This is a genomic window from Planotetraspora silvatica (assembly GCF_016863315.1).
Taxonomy (GTDB): domain Bacteria; phylum Actinomycetota; class Actinomycetes; order Streptosporangiales; family Streptosporangiaceae; genus Planotetraspora; species Planotetraspora silvatica.
The window spans coordinates 1-15666 of the sequence record NZ_BOOQ01000075.1; the positions used below are offsets into that span (position 1 = coordinate 1).

Consider the following 15666-nt stretch of genomic DNA (forward strand, 5'->3'; position numbering starts at 1 on the left):
CAGCAGGGGCGGCCGCTTACGCCGGTTCGTGGCGAGCGTGCGCGAGGTCACCGGCGTCGACGGGCGGGTCCTGTCCTCCGAGGTCTTCGCCCAGGGCCCGGACGGCGTCGCCGTGCCGCACGCGCCGATCTCCTGCGCCGACGAACTCGCCCACTTCGGCTACGACATGGGTTACGGAGCATGGTCATGAACGCCGTGACCCGGATGCTCCTCGCCCTCATCGGTGGGGTGGGAGTGGGCGGCGGCCTGTTCCTGTTCTTCGCGGCCATCCGCGGGTTCCAGCCGAGGCCGGGGGCGCCGAGCCGTACTCAGCAGCGCAGGCAGGTGCTGGCGAAGCTGACCGGCCGGGTCGGCCTGGCCGTGGTCGTGGGCGCCGTCGTGCTCGCCATCACACGTTGGCCTGTCATCGCGATCGGTTCCGGGTTTCTGGTCGTGGCGTGGCATGGCCTGGCCGGAGGCGCGGCGGAGGAGCGCAAGGCCATGCAGAACCTGGAGGCCCTCGCGGCCTGGACGGAGTCCCTGCGCGACACGATCGCCGGCGCCGCCGGCCTCGAGCAGGCCATCCCGGCGTCGATCCGGGCCGCCGCGCCCTCCCTGCAGCCCCACCTGCAGGCGCTCGTCGACCGGCTCTACACGCGGATGTCGCTTCCAGACGCGCTGCAGCGCTTCGCGGACGACCTCGACGACCCCTCCGCCGACCTGGTCATCGCGGCGCTGATTCTCAACGCCAAACTCCGCGGGCCCGGCCTGCGCGAGGTGCTGACCGCGCTCGCGGCATCGGCGCGTGAGGAGCTCGACATGCGGCGCAAGGTCGGGGCCGAGCGCCGGTCCACGCGTCGCGGCGTTCAGATCGTCGTGGGTGCGTCGCTGGCCTTCGCGGCGGCACTGGTCATCTTCAACCGCTCGTACGTCGACGAATATCAGGGTCTGCTCGGTCAGCTCGTCCTGCTCGTGGTGGCGTTGCTGTTCGGTGCCGGTTTCGCCTGGATGCGCCGTCTGGCGAAGTTCACCAAGCCAGAGCGTCTGCTGGGCGAGATGGTCATACCGCAACTGCCCGACGGATTCGGCGCCCCGTTACGCGATCCGGCGCAGGAGGTGGGGATCTGATGTCGGACGTGTCGGCGGCACTGCTGGGCGGGGCCCTCATCGGCCTCGGCCTCTTCGCGCTCGGGCGATTCCTCTTCCCGTCGAAGCCCGGCGTCGCCGCGCGGTTGTCGGCCATGGACGCCCGGCGGTACGGAGCTCAGGCCAGGGTCAGCGTCGTGACGACGGACGAAGTGGTCAGCCCGCTGAGGAGGCGAGTCGGCGACGCGGTCGCGGCCTTCTACACGGCCCGGGGCTGGGAACAGCGCTCCGTCAAGGCGGACCTGGCGCTCCTGGGCAAGTCGTTCGAAGGATTCCTGGCCACCAAGGCCCTCCTCGGCGCCTCCGGCCTGCTCGCGGCGCCGATCATCGCGGCGTGGGTGTCTCTGATCGGCGTGAGCGTCAACCTGACCGTTCCGCTGTGGTCGGCCCTGCTGATCGCCGGGATCTTCTTCATGCTCCCCGACCTGCAGGTCAAGCGGGACGCCGCGGCCAAGCGACGCGATTTCCGGCACGTGGTCGGCGCGTTTCTCGACCTGGTGGCGATGAATCTCGCCGGAGGCCGGGGTGTCCCCGAAGCGCTGATGATGGCCTCCTCGCTGGGCCACAGCTGGGCCATGGTCCGCATCAGAGACGCCCTGTCCACCGCCAGAATCGTCGGCATCACTCCGTGGCAGGCCCTCGGCCAGCTCGGCGAGGAGGTCAACCTCGACGAGCTCCGTGACCTGTCGGCGGCCCTCGGCCTGGTGGCCGAGGACGGTGCCAAGGTCAGGCAGTCACTCGCCGCGAGAGCCGAGACCATGCGCCGGCGCGAGCTGGCGGAGATCGAGGGCGAGGCCGGCGAGCGCTCCCAGTCGATGCTGGTGGCGCAACTCCTGTTATGCGCCGGTTTCCTCGTTTTCCTGAGCTTCCCCGCCGCCATGAAAATGCTGGGTTTGTAGAAGTGGAGCAATGATGAACAAGTTCCTGCCCCCTGGTTTCGACTACTTCATCGCCATGTTGAACGTGCGTGTCCACCGCGCGCGGACGGCGCCCAGCAAGGGTGCCTCGGCCGTCGAGTGGGTCATCATCACGGCGATCATCGCCGCGGTGGCTCTTGGCCTCGCCACTCTTATTCGGAACCTTGTAACCACCAAGCAGGCCGAGATCTCTACCAGCTTCGGTGGCGGCTGATCACGAATCGCCGGTGGACATGATGGAGAGCTTCTCGCCGAAAAGGACGAACCCAGAAACGGGTTCGTCCACGGTGGAGCTTGCCCTGCTCATGCCGGTCGTGTTGGTGATCATGTTGCTCATCGTCCAGATGGCGCTCGTCTTCCACGCACGCCAGATCGCGGATGGCGCGGCGCGCGTGGGAGCACGGGTCGCGCGCGCGGCCGGCACCGGGCCGGGCGCGGGCAACTGGCAGGCGGCGGCGGAGAGCCAGGCGCAGTCGCGCGTGGCTCTCATCGGTGCGAAGGTCCTGGAGAACTCCTCCGTCCAGGCGTGGCAGCAGGGCGACCAGAGAGGCGTCACCGTGACCGGTGACGTCGTCTCGGCCGTCCCCCTGCTGCCGGGCATGACCTTCACCATCACCTCGCGGTTCGGCGGCCCGATCGAGTGCTTCCGCCCCGACGACGGAGACGGGGACTGCCAGTGACGCGCGAGCGGAGCAATCGAGGCGAGCGGGGCTCGATGGCGGTGGAGGCGGTGCTGCTGGCGCCGGTCATGCTCATCTTCCTGCTGTTCATCGTGGGCGCGGCCCGGATCGTGGAGGCCAAGGGCGAAGTCGACGGCGCGGCACGTGACGCGGCACGGGCGGCTTCCGTTCAACGTGATTTCGGCTCGGCGGGAACGGCGGCGGGAGAGGCCGCCCAAGGGCTCGACTGCAGCGGCGGACCGACCGTGAGCTTGACGGGCAGTGACTGGGTGCAGGGCGGGAGCGTCCGCGTGACCGTCGGGTGTGTGGTCGACCTCAGCGCGGTCAGCGGCTTCGGCTTCGCACCCTCGATCAGCATGAGCAGCACGTCGGTCGTGCCGCTCGAGCAGTTCCGGAGGATCCAGTGAGAGCGAGAGCGAACCGGGACCGCGGCTCACTTTCGGTGTTCATGGTGGGGTTCGCCTTCATGGGGTTGGGGCTCGCGGGGATCCTGGTCGACCTGTCGTCGATGATGAACGCCTACCTGCGCGCCGCCGACGTCGCGGAGCAGGCGGCACGCGCGGGCGCCGACACGATCGACCCCGACTACCTCCGCGACACGGGACAGGTCAGGATCACCGACGAGGCCACAGCGTGCGGCAGGGCCGACGCGATCGTGGCCGCTCATGGGGATGCAGGGTTGGTGCGCCTCGCCTGCGGGCTGCCGGACGACCAACACGTCACTGTCACCGTACGGACGACCTGGGACACGTATTTCCTGGCCGCCTTCGGCGTCTCCGGGGGCACCCGCGAGGCGACGGCCACGGCCGGGCCACTGACCGGACTGGGGGGATGACCGGCATGTCGCCACGACAGGCCGTCCACATCAAGGCTCGGCGATCCGCGTCGGATGTCGCGTTCGGGCTGCTGGCCGTCCTCGCGCTCGCGGGGCTCATCGGCGGCGTGCCGTACGCGCTGGTGCGCTACTTCGGCTCGCCGATCCCGGACGGCGGATTCTCGCTGCGCATGCTCACGGAGGACGTCGGGCTCAGCTCGGTCCTCGACATGCTCTCCATCGTGGTCTGGCTCGCGTGGCTCCAACTGGCGGCCTGCGTCCTGGTCGAGCTGATCGCGGGCATCCGAAGGGTGGGCGTGCCGGCACGGGTGCCGTTCGCGTCGGGACCCCAGGCGCTCGCTCACCGGCTCGTCACGGCCGCGCTCCTGCTCTTCGCGGCGACCGCGGTCGTCGCTCCCGCGGTCCAGGCGCTCACGCCGTCCGCGCACCAGCACACGGCCGTGGTCGCCGAGCAGGCGCCCAGGACCGAGAAGGCCGAGCAGGTCTCCGACGAGGCGCTCGCGCCCGTGCAGAAGACCAAGAAGATCTACGTCGTCCAGCCGCCCCACGGGCGTCACCACGAGAGCCTGTGGGAGATCGCCGAGAAGTGCCTGGGGGAGGGCCGCCGCTACCACGAGATCTACCAGCTCAACCAGCACAGGGAGCAGCCCGACGGCACCAAGCTGCGCATGGCCGACCTCATCAGGGTCGGCTGGGTGCTCGACATGCCGGACGACGCGATCAACGTCCACGTCGTCTCGCAAGACCAGGACCGTCCCAAGACGCTCGCCCAGCATCCGGACAAGCCGGTGGAACTCGACGGCCACACCCACTACGCGCAGGCGGACGCGAAGGATTCGCCCGAGGTCACCCGGCCGGCCGTGAAGGCCGGTGGCGCCGGGGGCGCGGGCGGTTCCGAGGCGGCGCCCACTGTGCGGGAGTCGCCCGCCGTGAGCCAGGACGCGAGCCAGGACGCGAGCCAGACGGAGACGACGGTCGCCGTCAGGGGTCATCAGCAGGACGCGGACTCCCCGGTGTCCTCCGCAGCCGTGTCCGGCATCGCGGAATCCTGGCCCGACTTCCTGGCCGCCGCGTCCCTCGCCTCGGCGGGACTGCTGGCCGTTCTCGGTGGGCGCAGGCGCAGGCAGCTGTGGGACCGCGCTTTCGGCAGCAGGTTGCCCAACCCCGAGGGTGAGGCGGCGGTCGCGGAGATGGCGCTGCTGCTGGGAGCGGACCCGCACGGCTCCCGGCTGCTCGACGTGGGTTTGCGGCACCTGAGCAAGGCGCTCGCGATGCAGGGCCGTACGCCTCCGACGGTGTTCGCGGCCTTCCTCGCGTCCACACATCTCGACCTGTGGATCCACCCTCCGGAGAAGGAGGCGCCCGCGCCGTGGGCCGCCCACGACGGCGGCCGGATCTGGCGCCTGACCGCGAACGACGGCCACCGGCTGCCCGACCTCCCCGACATCTTCGCGCCGTACCCCGGACTGGTCTCGCTCGGCACCAGCGAGGCCGGGCGGGTGCTGGTGGACCTCGAGGCGGCGCAGGGTCTGATCAACCTGCGCGGGCGATCCCACGTCGTGTCCGCCGCGCTCGCCGCGATGGCCGTGGAGCTGGCCACCAACCGCTGGTCCGACCACATGCGGCTCGTCCTCGTGGGCTTCGGTGAGGAACTGTCGCTGATCGCCCCCGACCGGATCTCGGTCCACCCGACCCTCGCCGAGGCGCTGCCGGAGCTGGAGGCCCGAGCCGCCGAGGTGCGCCGCGCCCTGGCGGCCTCGGGGGTGAGCTCGGTCCTGACCGGCCGTTCCCGAGGCGTGTACGGCGAGGCGTGGATGCCCGTCTATCTGCTCACGGCCGTGCCGCCGACTCCGGAGGAGGCCACGCGGCTCGCCGAGCTCGCCCAGACCGGGACCCGCCTGGCCTCGGGTTACCTCGTCGCCGGTGAGGAGATCCGCGGGGCCTCCTGGACGTGGGAGTTGTCGCCGGACGGCCGGGCGAGGGTCGGCGCCCTCGGGCTGGACGTGCACGGGCAGTTGCTTCCTCAGCAGCAGTACGCGCAGGTCATCGAGCTCTTCCGGGCGGCCGGGCAACCCGGGGTGGCGATGGAGGACCCGGAACCGTCGGGTCCCGCGGCCTCCCAGCTTCACCCCGGCTTCCGGCCGTCCGTCGACGTGCGGGTGCTCGGGTCCGTGGAGGTGATCGGGCCGCGGCCTCTCGAGGAGGAACGGCTGCCGCTCTGCGTGGAACTGGTCACCTACCTCGCCACCCACCCCGGTGGGGTGCACCCGCAGGTCCTCACGGGCGCGTTGTGGCCGCGCGGGGTCGAGGCGCCGGTGCGCGACGCCACCATCGCCCGCACCAGGGAATGGCTCGGCATCGACGGCGAGGGCCGGTCCAACCTGTTCGCCGACGACCAGGGCCGCCTCCATCTGGGGCCCGAGGTGCGGGTCGACTGGCTGGTCTTCCGCGAGCTCGTACGGCTGTCGCGGTCCGACCCGGCCACCGAGGCCGCGCGTCTCGGCCAGGCACTCGACCTGGTCCGCGGCCCGTTTCTGCACGGGCATCCCGCGGGCCGCTACCTGTGGCTGGCGGGAGACGAGCTCGTCTACGAGGTGTCCGCCCGGGTGTCCGACGCGGCGAGGCGACTCACCGAGCTCCATCTGGCGGCAGGGGACCCCGCGCGCGCCATGACCGCCGCCCAGGCCGGGCTGCGGATGTCGGACGAGGACGAGCCGCTCTGGCGAGAACTGCTGCGGGCCGCCCACGCCACCGGGGACGTCGACACGCTGCGGCACTGGGTCGAATCCCTGCGCCGCTGGGCGGCCACGTCCCGCTACCAGGGCCGCCTGGTCCCCGAGACCGAGGCGCTCATCCAGGAACTTCTGCCCGCCCCGGCGCGAGCCGCCGGATAGGAGGAACCATATGGTCGTTGACGTTTCGAAGGGCCGCCGACTGGCCGTGGCGTCCGCCGCCGTGGCCGCGCTCGCCGCGCTGACCACGGCTTGCGGCTCGGAGCCGACGCAGGGCTTCCGCCCGTCGCCCAGCGGCGCCGCTGCCTCCGCCGCCTCCACGACGGGCGCCTCGCCGAGCGCGCCCGCACCCAGCGCCACGCCCGCGGCCAGACTGGCCTTCCCCAAGGACTTCAAGGTCGTCTACCAGGCGGAGGATCCGCAGCCGAAGGCGGCCAAGGCCGTCAAGGACTTCGGCGACTTCTGGAACGCCTGGTGGTATTCCGTGTCCACCCAGGGCAAGGACAAGCGCTACCTCGACTACGTGGCATCCGGTTCCGCCATGTACGGCACCGACCTGTTCGACCGCGTCGTGACGGGATGGAAGGCGGAGAATGTGCGGCCGACCGGGGTGGTCCGTGTCCACGACCTGCACACGCTCTCGGTGAGCTCCAAGTCCGTCACCCTCGTCGGCTGCGGGGACGAGTCGAAGGCGGGCACGAAGAACCTCGCCACCGGCAAGGTGAGCTGGACGTTCGGCAAGCAGAAGACCTCTCGATACAAGCTCCGGGTCATCATGGTCCCGGGGCCCGGAAGCGTGTGGCGCGTGCGCGCCTACCAGCCCGTGTCCGCGACGAGTTCCTCCGGCGGGGAGTGCCGATGAAGGCGCCAAGGAAGTTACGAAGGGTCCTGACGATCGCGGCGGTGCTTCTCGCCGCCCTGGTGACCGCGATCCCCGCGTACGCCGACCCTATCGGCGGGGGCGGGGACGGTGGTGACAGCGGCGGAGGCGGCGACGGCCGGGGGAACTTCTACGCCTACGTGAAGTCCCGCGTGCACGTCTCCGGATCGGGCTACAAGGGCGATGGCAACGTGAACGTCCCTGATAATTTCGACCCTCCGCACTGCTGGTATCAGCCCGAGTACACCTACGACGAGATGCGTGAGTGGGCCGAACGCATCCATTTCGTGTGGCACCACCAGGGCCCTGAGGACCAGCGAGACGCGTCGCAGTGGTACAAGGACACCCTCGACCAGATCAAGCCCCACGAGAACGAGCCGGGCAACATCTTCTGGTTTCTCACCGACGACGGTACGGACGAGGGCTGGGCCTGCTACACCCAGACCGACCCGTTCTGGATCTACGTGGGTGAACAGGAACCAACTGGCCCCGGCGAGCCCATCACGCCGGTGGACCTCGCGAAGATCGCCCGGGCCAACCTCACCCTCCCGGCGCCGACGTTCGAGTTGCACCCACCCGCGGTAGGCGGCGTCTACAGGAGCTATGTGGGGCTGGAGACGATCATCAGTCCGCCAAAAAACTCACGCCCCACGGCAAAAACGGTGACCGCGTCTATCGACGGTGCTCCGGGCCTGACGGCGACGGTCACCGCCACGCCGGCCTATGTGAAGGTCACGTCCAGCGGGCCGAACGACGAGCACATCCTGAGAGAGTGCCCTGAATACGAGGAGGGGATGAATGTCGAAGACACCTGCTACCTCCGGTTCGCCCGGGCGTCCACCGGTGGGCCGTACACCATCACCGTGACGCAGTACTGGAATATCACCTCGGAACCCGCCGCCCCCATGGGGGAGAACCCATTCCCCATGCCTTCGGAGCCGGAGACGATCGTCGTGGACGAGATCCAGTCGGTGGCGAACGGCTAGACCGCACGGCAGCACCGAGCGCTTACCAAGTGGCTGTACCGCTGAACCTGGCGGTATAGCCACTTGGCATGAATCCTTCACAGAGTTGACCGGCGATCTACGGTGAGGTCGGCCCCCTGTCGACGAAGGAGTGACCGAATGAGTAACTTGCTCGGCGGCGACCCCGCGCAGATGCAGAGCATGGCCGCGCAGTTCACCCAGCAGGCCGACCAGGTCCGCGCCACGATGGCCAGCCTCGACCGAGAGTCCGCCAAGGTCGGCACCGCCTGGACCGGCCCCGGCGCGCAGCGCTTCAACGAGGCGTGGCAGAGCTACCGGGCCGCCTTCCAGCGCATGTCCGAGGAGCTCAACGAGGCGTCCCGGGTCATCACCACCTACCGCGGCAACATCGAGTCGGCCACGCGGTAGCGCGTCAGGCGGGCAGCGCGGCCTGGATCGGGGTCGCGACGCCCGAGATCACCAGCAGACCGCGTCCCGGCGGGCCACCGACGGCCCCCCGCGGCAGACGCACAGTGAACAGGTCGCCGTCGGCGGGGCTCTGCACCGACAGCAGCAGCCCCGTCCTCGACTTGCGGGCCTCGGCGGCGAACCCCCGGTAGGCCGTCGCCAGATCGCTCGTGGCGCCCGCGATCAGCAGCCCGTGCTCCCCGTCCCGCGCCATGCGGAGGATCTCCTCCACGGCCAGGCCGAGCATCGACTCCGGAGAGATCAGTTCCGCGTCGTCGACGAGCATCACGTACCTCTTGTGCGCGGCGACGAGCGCCAGCGGGTCGTTCGCGCCCGGCAGCCCGCCGAAGTCGTCCGCCTCGTCCCCGCCCACACTCCTCGAGTTGCCGTCGAGCACGGCGAGCACGCCCGGCGATCCGGCCAGATCGCGCAGGGGGCTGCGCCGCGGTGTGACGGCGATGATCGGGATGCCGCGCTGCAACAACGAACGCGCCGCGGTCAGCAGGCACGACGACCTGCCCGAGCGAGGAGGGCCCGCGACGACCGCGGCCGGTCCCTGCGCCAGCAGGTCGATGCCCAGAGGGTGGAGGGTGTCGCCGCCCGCGCCGAGGAGCGTCCACAGCGACGACGGCGGCTCGAACGCGGTGTCCAGCTCCAGGACCTGATCGGCCGTGATGCGCGCAGGCAGCGCGTCGACCCGCAACGGCGGCTCCGACCGCCAGGCCCACGACCCGCGCCGGTGCAGGAACCCGCCGAACCTGGCCCGTGCCGTACGGCCGAGCTCCTGTAGCGCCGCCACCTGCGCGGGGCCGGCCGGGTCCTCCGACAACAACGCGATCTGACTTTCGACCAGGCCGTGCTCGCCCGTCGACAGTGCCCGGCCCGGTGACATCGACTTCGGCAGGTTGCGCGGAGGCAGACCGGCCAGGCCGTAGTCGGCGGGATCGGCGAGCCTGAGCACCAGGCGATCTTCGAACAGCGTCGAGATCTGCCCGAGCAGTCCCGACCTGTCGGAGGTGACGACCGCGCGCAGGCCGACCGCGGGCCCCTCCCTGAGCAGTTGCAGCAGCGCGTCGACCAGCCGCCCGTAGTCGTAGTTCTCGAACGCGGCGACGTATCCCTCCCAGCGGTCCACCATCAGCACCAGCCACGGCAACCGCCCGGCCGCGTCGCCGAAGTCGTGCAGGGCCTCGCCCGCGCCGGCGTGCGAACGCGCGGCCGCGCGTGCCTCGGCGAGAGAGGCGTATCCGGCCTCGGCGAGGAGCTGCTGGCGGCGGCCGACCTCCGCGCGCAGGCGCGCGAGCAGTCGCTCGACCCGGTCGAGCTGGTCGCGGGTGACGACCGCGCCGCAGTGCGGCAGGCCGACGAGCGGCAGCAGGGCTCCCGAGCCGCAGTCGACGGCGTGGATGTGCACGTCCTCGGGGGAGGCGGAGGACGCGATCGACCCCGCGATCGTCCGTAGTGCCGTCGACCGGCCGCTGCGCGCCGTCCCTGCGATGAGGAGATGGCCTCCCTGCCGCAGATCGAGCACGAGAGGCCGTCTCGCCTGCTCCCAGGGGAGGTCCGTGACCCCGAACGCCAGAGGCGGCACCTCCTGCGAGGCCACCGGGTACGGATGTCCCGGCCGGACGTCCTTGACCGGTTCCGGCAACTCGTCCAGGGTGACGTGGTCCGTCAGGGGCGGCAGCCACGGGCTGGGCTGGGCGGGGATGCCGCGGCCCGCCTCGCCGAGCGCGTCCACGAGCTGGGCGAGATCGGTGCCCGCCGCGGAGGTCTTGGCCGCGGCGGCCAGGGGATGCCCGAGAGCCTGCCACGGCAGGTCGACCACCCGCACCTCGTCGGTGTCGCGTCCCTCCGCGCTTCCGGGAGCCCGTCCCCCGATCCGCGCGGTCTGCACGGCCACGGCCGATCCCGCTCCCGACCGGATGTAGCAGCGTCCCGGAGTCGTCCGGGAGATGTGCGCCGCCTCGGGGCCGTCGATGACGTCGGCGGACTCCCGGGGGTCGGTGACGCGGAGCGCGATGCGAAGTGAGGTGTTGGCCTGGATGTCGGCGGTCACCACGCCACCGGGCCGCTGGGTGGCGAGGACCAGGTGGATGCCGAGGGAGCGGCCGCGGCGGGCGATGTCCACCAGCCCCTCGACGAAGTCCGGCAGTTCGGACACCAGCGCGGCGAACTCGTCGATGACCAGCACCAGCCGCGGCAGCGGCGGGGGACCCGCGGAGGCCTCGGCGTCGGCCTCGTCCGTGCCGGGATCGCCGAAGATGCCGCTGCTCCCCGTCTTGCGTTCCGTCCTGCGCACGCCTCCCGCGCCGAGCACCCAGGTCGAGCCCCTGGACCTTAGCCGGTGGAACTCCTCGATGTCCTTCGCTCCCGCGTCCAGGAGCAGGCGTTCCCTCCTGCGGATCTCCGCGGCGAGCGACGACAGGGCCCGCTGGGTCAGATGGCCGTCGAGGTCGCTCACCATGCCGACGGTGTGCGGGAGCCGTACACACTCCTTGAAGGCGGCGCCGCCCTTGTAGTCGATGAGCACGAATGTCATCTCGTCGGGCCGGTTGACGACGGCCAGCGAGCAGATCAGCGTCTGCAGGAGCTCCGACTTGCCCGCCCCGGTGGTGCCCGCGACCAGGGCATGCGGCCCGTCACGGCTGATGTCGATCTCGTACGGACCCTCCGGGCCCAGCCCGACGAGCGCCCGGGTCGAGCGTCCCCACTGCTTGGGGACGTCGAGCGGCCCGAGGAGGTCGAGCAGGCGGACCGACTCGGGCAACGTGGAGGAGGGGTCGTCGCGGCTCACGTCCCGAAGCGGGGCGAGGGCCCTGCCGACACGGTCGGCCCACGACGCGGAGACCTGGTCGGCCCGGATGCCGCCGATGGGATCGAGGCCGCCGCCGCGCAGCCGTACTGTGCCGTCGGAGTCGCAGGTCACGACCGTCGCGCATTCCTCGGGGAGCAGCCGCTGGTCGTCGTCGATCGCGATCGTGTAGACCCCGGCCCTGGGCCCCTGCCGGAGCACCTGCGGCATCGAGGGCAGTCCGCGCAGCACCTTCGCGCCGTCGAGGACCACGAGCACGTCGAAGGGGCGTTCGTCGTAGGCCGTGAAGGCGGGGTCGGGCGCGGCTCCCGCCGAGCCGGCGCGGCCGAGTTCCGCCCAGCCCGACGGCCCGCCCGTGAGCCGCGGCGGGTGCATGGCCGCCTCGAACGGCCCGGCCTTGCCGTCGGCCTCGAGACGTTCGCCGATCAGTGTGGCGAGCTCGGCCACGCGGTGCGCGGCGGACTCGGGGTCCGCGCCGACCAGGGCGACGGAGTCGGCCGTGAGGGACCCTCCCCGGGACGGGCCTTCGGAGGCGCAATGAGGCAGCCAGCGGACCCAGCCCCACTCGTCGTCGCTGTCGTCGTTGGCGGACAACACGACGATGGCGAGGTCACGCGGGCTGTGCAGGGCGGCCGCCTGCCCGACGAGCCAGCGCGCGCAGCCGAGGGCGACCTCCCTCGGGCCCGTGATGCCGGCGACGCCCAGCCGCCGCATCACCAGAGCGACGGGGACGTCGTGACACGTCGGCTGATCATGTCGCTGCGCGTCGGCGGGGGTTCCGGCTTCCGGCTCGAACTCGAGGTCGGCGGGCAGGTCCGCCAGCCCGACCCGCAGGCGGAGGGCGTCCTGGTCGTGGATCCGCCGCTCCCACAGCCGCCGGCGCGGGCCGGTCGCGGTGAGCAGCACCTCGGCGGGATCGGGCGCGCCGCGCCTGCGGGCCCTCTCGTCGTCCCTGACCGCCTTCGCCGTCTCCGCCTCGACGGCGGTGAGCCGTTCCTTGTACGCCTTGATCGCCTGGCGATGCTTCTTCCTGCCGTGCCTGCGATCTCCCGCCCACTGGCCGATCATGATCATCGGGGTCATGAGGGCGATGAGCATGAAGTACCAATTGCCGAAGACCACCACCATGACCAGCCCGAACACCGCTGGGAGGAGCGCCGCGAGCAACTGCAGCCTGATGCCCTCCGCCCGTTTGGGCTCGGCGGGGACGACGATTCGCCGGGACGCCTCGGGCTGATGGAGCCGGGGCGGCCGGTTGTAGGCCAGCCCCCCGTCGGGAAGCGCGTCCAGGTGGGCGTCCGGTGGGCCGACGGGACCGATGGAAAGGACCGACCCGCCGCAGGCGAGCATCGTCCCCTCCCGCCAGAGGGTCGGCCCGGAGAGCGGCCCACCCTCCAGGCGCGCGGCCTCCTGGTCGTGGCGGCCCGGTTCGACGGCGATCGAGCCCGGGGTTATCCGGAGCACGAGCGCGTGCGGCGCCATCCTCGGATCCGGTACGGCTATCGCGCACGCGGGGTCGGCGCCGATGGTGTGGGTGCCGAGGCCCAGGCGATGGACGGCGCCGGCTCCCGGGCCGCCGACCACGCGGACCTCGGCCACGCCGTCGGGCTCCTCCGTCAGGGTCGACGGCGCCGCGTGGCCGTCGACGGCGACGAGATCGCCGTCGCGCAGCAGGCCGAAGACCAGGCTGTCGGGGTCGAGCGGCCGTCCGTCCAGCCAGAGCTTCGTCTCCGGGGCCGGTGCTCGCGTGCCCCTGTCGAGGTCGTACGGGGCCCGCGTGCGCGGGAGCCGTACGACGTTGGAGGCGCGAGCGGAGGAGCCGTCGAGTGCGGAGGCGAGCCTGGCGACCGTGGTCGCCTCGTCGCCCTCGACCATCACGTCGCGGTGGCCGTGCTCGGTGGCCACGGTGATCGTTATCCGCATGCGCAGACTCCCAGGCGGTGGTTCGGCGACGGCGATCGTGCGGCGCCCTGGCGGTCCACGGTCGCGGTCGTGACGTCGGGCGGGGAGGTTCTCGTTGAGAGAGTGCCATCCAGAGGCACCGGCGTGAAGATCTCCTGACGGAGAACGGGGATTTTCCGGCGGCTTCCGGCGAGAAACGGTATCCAGGGATCTCGGACTTCTGGGGAGGTTGACCAGAATCGGTAAAGATCAATTCGGCCTCGCCGCGATCTCCATCCATCCGATCCGCGAACGGAGGAGAGGGCGGCCGGAGAAGATCGGCGCTGGCGGCGGATTCCGTGACGGACGGCTGAGGGGGCGTCAGGACTCGTTCCGGGGTGAGATGGCCGGTTCGTCCTGGCGGCTGCCGCGTGTCGTTCCGTCAATGGACATGAACTCTTCTCACCTCTGTCACATGAATGTCGATAACCGGTCCGTCGCAGGTCATCGGTGGTATTGCGGGAATCGGTCGCCGTCACCGGAGCCGGGGAAAGCTCGGCGCCCGACGCCAGAACGAAGATCAATGTGATTGATGTGACGAAAGTGAAGAATGTGAAGTTCTCCTATCACGAAATTGCACAATGAGAAAGCGGCTTGTGTGCATAGTTATGGATGGTCGAGCGTTGACAGGGGCATTACTAACCGATAAGCATGGGTCGCCGCTTAGCAGCGACAGGGCGGTCGGAAGCCGTCCATAATGTGGTGAATTCGGAGCGACAAGCAAGACCGTAAACAAATTCGAGCGGCCCGAAACAAGGGCTCGATCATCTTTGGGAGCCCCCCACCCATGAGGATCAGCGAGAAGCCTGTCCACGACGGTCGCGCGCCTGCGCCCAACGGGCTGTCCGGTCCCTCTGCCCGGAAGCTTCCCGTGCCGCCGCGCGAGCGCAAACCCGCACTCGCGGCACTCGCGGTCTTCCTCATCCTCGTCGGGGCCCTGGGCGCCACCCTGCTCGTCATCCGGACCGGCGACCGCGTCTCCGCCGTCCGGATCGTGGAACAGGTCGGAGCGGGGCAGCGGATCCCGGCGAGCGCCATCCAGGAGGTGCAGATCGCCGACACCGGCGTCGACTACGTCTCCTGGAAGTTCAGCGATCGTGTCGAGCAGACGTACGCGGCGGTCACGCTGCTGCCCGGCACCCTGCTCACCGACCAGATGGTCACGAAGGACAGCGCAATGGTCGGCCCGGGCAAGGCGATCGTGGGCCTCTCACTCAAGGACGGGCAGGTGCCCCTGGGGCTCGCCAAAGGCGACACGGTACAGGTGATCTATGTGCCGTCGAGCGCCAAGGAGACCGCGAGCAGGGCGTCGGGGAGCACCTCGATGCGGGTGCTGTCCCAGCAGTCACTGGTCACCCAGGTGGGTGATCCGTCCCAGAAGTCGGCGGACGGTCTGGTCTCCGTGGTCGTCGACGCGAATATCGGACCGACCGTGGCGTTGTACGCCTCAAACGGGGAGATCGCTCTGATCGCGCTGCCCGGAGTGAAGTGACGTGGCACTGATCGCTCTCGCAGCCGACAAGGGATCGCCCGGCGTGACCACCGCGGCGACGGCGCTCGGGGCCGTCTGGCCCCATCCGGTGCTTCTCGCCGAGTGCGACCCTTCGGGCGGCGACCTGGCCTACCGGCTTCCGGCGCTGGACGGCGGGGTCCTCAACCCCGGCCGCGGTCTGCTCAGTCTCGGTGCCGTCGCGCGGCGAGGCCTGAGCGCGGATCAGATCTACGAGCACACGCAGAAGCTCGTCGGCGGGCTCGACGTGCTGGCCGGACTGGCCAACGGTGAGCAGGCGGCCGGCCTCACCTGGTTGTGGGGCATGCTCGGCCGCTCCCTCGCCGCGCTGCCGGAGGCCGACGTGCTGGCCGACTGCGGCCGCCTGGGTCTCCACCCCCAGACGAACGACCTGCTGGCCGCCGCCGACGCGGTGGTGTTGTTCACACGGGCGAGCCTCGACCACGTCGCTCACCTGAGAGAGCGGCTCACTCTGCTCGACCGGCGCGTGGGCGTCGTCGTGATCGCCGAGCCGCGTTCCTACCGCGCCTCGATCGACGAGGTCCGGCGCATCGTCTCGGGCTGGGACGTCTCCTTCGTCGCAGGCCTCGCCTACGACCCCAAGGGGGCCGACCTGCTGAGCGGGCAATGGGGCGGGCGGCTCGACCGCAGCCTGCTGATCCGTACTGCGCGTGAGCTGGCCGAGCGCCTGGCCTCCCATGTGGCCGCCAACGTGGTCCCCGATCCGGGTGCCCCGATCGCGTATCCGGGCCCCCGGCCGAGCCCTGAGCCGTCGAGCGGAGTGCGGCCATGATCGAT

Annotated in this window: 13 protein-coding genes and 1 pseudogene; 13 read left to right on the forward strand and 1 reads right to left on the reverse strand. The window is 70.8% G+C overall.

Features of this window, described 5'->3' with window-relative positions:
• The 11 genes and pseudogenes from Psi02_RS39225 to Psi02_RS39275 form a co-directional block, all read left to right on the forward strand.
• A pseudogene (locus Psi02_RS39225) lies at nt 1-190 on the forward strand (CpaF family protein); the annotation flags it as partial.
• Entirely contained in the window at nt 187-1107 is a 921-nt protein-coding gene (locus tag Psi02_RS39230) for a type II secretion system F family protein (protein WP_203980994.1), read from the forward strand. The pseudogene Psi02_RS39225 and the gene Psi02_RS39230, both read left to right, overlap by 4 nt.
• On the forward strand, nt 1107-2024 hold the full coding sequence (locus Psi02_RS39235; RefSeq protein ID WP_239095537.1) for a type II secretion system F family protein: 918 nt from the start codon (nt 1107-1109) through the stop codon (nt 2022-2024). The genes Psi02_RS39230 and Psi02_RS39235 overlap by 1 nt, the downstream gene beginning before the upstream one ends.
• A 13-nt stretch (nt 2025-2037) precedes the next feature.
• Nucleotides 2038-2256, forward strand: a complete 219-nt coding sequence (locus Psi02_RS39240; RefSeq protein ID WP_203980995.1) for a hypothetical protein — start codon at nt 2038-2040, stop codon at nt 2254-2256.
• Nucleotides 2257-2368: 112 nt separating this feature from the next.
• A complete protein-coding gene (locus Psi02_RS39245) occupies nt 2369-2722 on the forward strand; it encodes a TadE family protein (RefSeq protein ID WP_239095538.1) in 354 nt (117 codons plus the stop codon).
• Nucleotides 2719-3129 carry a TadE/TadG family type IV pilus assembly protein gene (locus Psi02_RS39250; protein WP_203980996.1) on the forward strand — a complete coding sequence of 137 codons (411 nt, stop codon included), beginning with the start codon at nt 2719-2721 and terminating at the stop codon, nt 3127-3129. Before Psi02_RS39245 ends, Psi02_RS39250 begins: the two co-directional genes overlap by 4 nt.
• Nucleotides 3126-3557 (forward strand): pilus assembly protein TadG-related protein, encoded by a 432-nt coding sequence (locus Psi02_RS39255; RefSeq protein WP_203980997.1) that lies wholly within the window; start codon nt 3126-3128, stop codon nt 3555-3557. The genes Psi02_RS39250 and Psi02_RS39255 overlap by 4 nt, the downstream gene beginning before the upstream one ends.
• 5 nt (nt 3558-3562) lie before the next feature.
• On the forward strand, nt 3563-6451 hold the full coding sequence (locus Psi02_RS39260) for a bacterial transcriptional activator domain-containing protein (protein ID WP_203980998.1): 2889 nt from the start codon (nt 3563-3565) through the stop codon (nt 6449-6451).
• A gap of 10 nt (nt 6452-6461) precedes the next feature.
• Nucleotides 6462-7151: a hypothetical protein gene (locus Psi02_RS39265; protein WP_203980999.1), complete on the forward strand. Its 690-nt coding sequence runs from the start codon at nt 6462-6464 to the stop codon at nt 7149-7151.
• On the forward strand, nt 7148-8155 hold the full coding sequence (locus Psi02_RS39270) for a hypothetical protein (RefSeq protein WP_203981000.1): 1008 nt from the start codon (nt 7148-7150) through the stop codon (nt 8153-8155). Before Psi02_RS39265 ends, Psi02_RS39270 begins: the two co-directional genes overlap by 4 nt.
• 138 nt (nt 8156-8293) lie before the next feature.
• On the forward strand, nt 8294-8563 hold the full coding sequence (locus tag Psi02_RS39275; protein ID WP_203981001.1) for a WXG100 family type VII secretion target: 270 nt from the start codon (nt 8294-8296) through the stop codon (nt 8561-8563).
• 4 nt (nt 8564-8567) lie between these two features.
• On the opposite strand, the gene Psi02_RS39280 is transcribed toward Psi02_RS39275, so the two are convergent.
• Nucleotides 8568-13340, reverse strand: a complete 4773-nt coding sequence (locus tag Psi02_RS39280; protein ID WP_203981002.1) for a type VII secretion EssC family protein — start codon at nt 13338-13340, stop codon at nt 8568-8570.
• Between the two features lie 805 nt (nt 13341-14145).
• Between Psi02_RS39280 and Psi02_RS39285 the strand changes: the two genes are divergently transcribed.
• Complete coding sequence (locus tag Psi02_RS39285) at nt 14146-14850, forward strand: hypothetical protein (RefSeq protein ID WP_203981003.1); 705 nt, start codon at nt 14146-14148, stop codon at nt 14848-14850.
• 1 nt (nt 14851) lies between these two features.
• Nucleotides 14852-15661: a CpaE/TadZ family protein gene (locus Psi02_RS39290; protein WP_203981004.1), complete on the forward strand. Its 810-nt coding sequence runs from the start codon at nt 14852-14854 to the stop codon at nt 15659-15661.
• Nucleotides 15662-15666 lie beyond the last annotated feature (5 nt).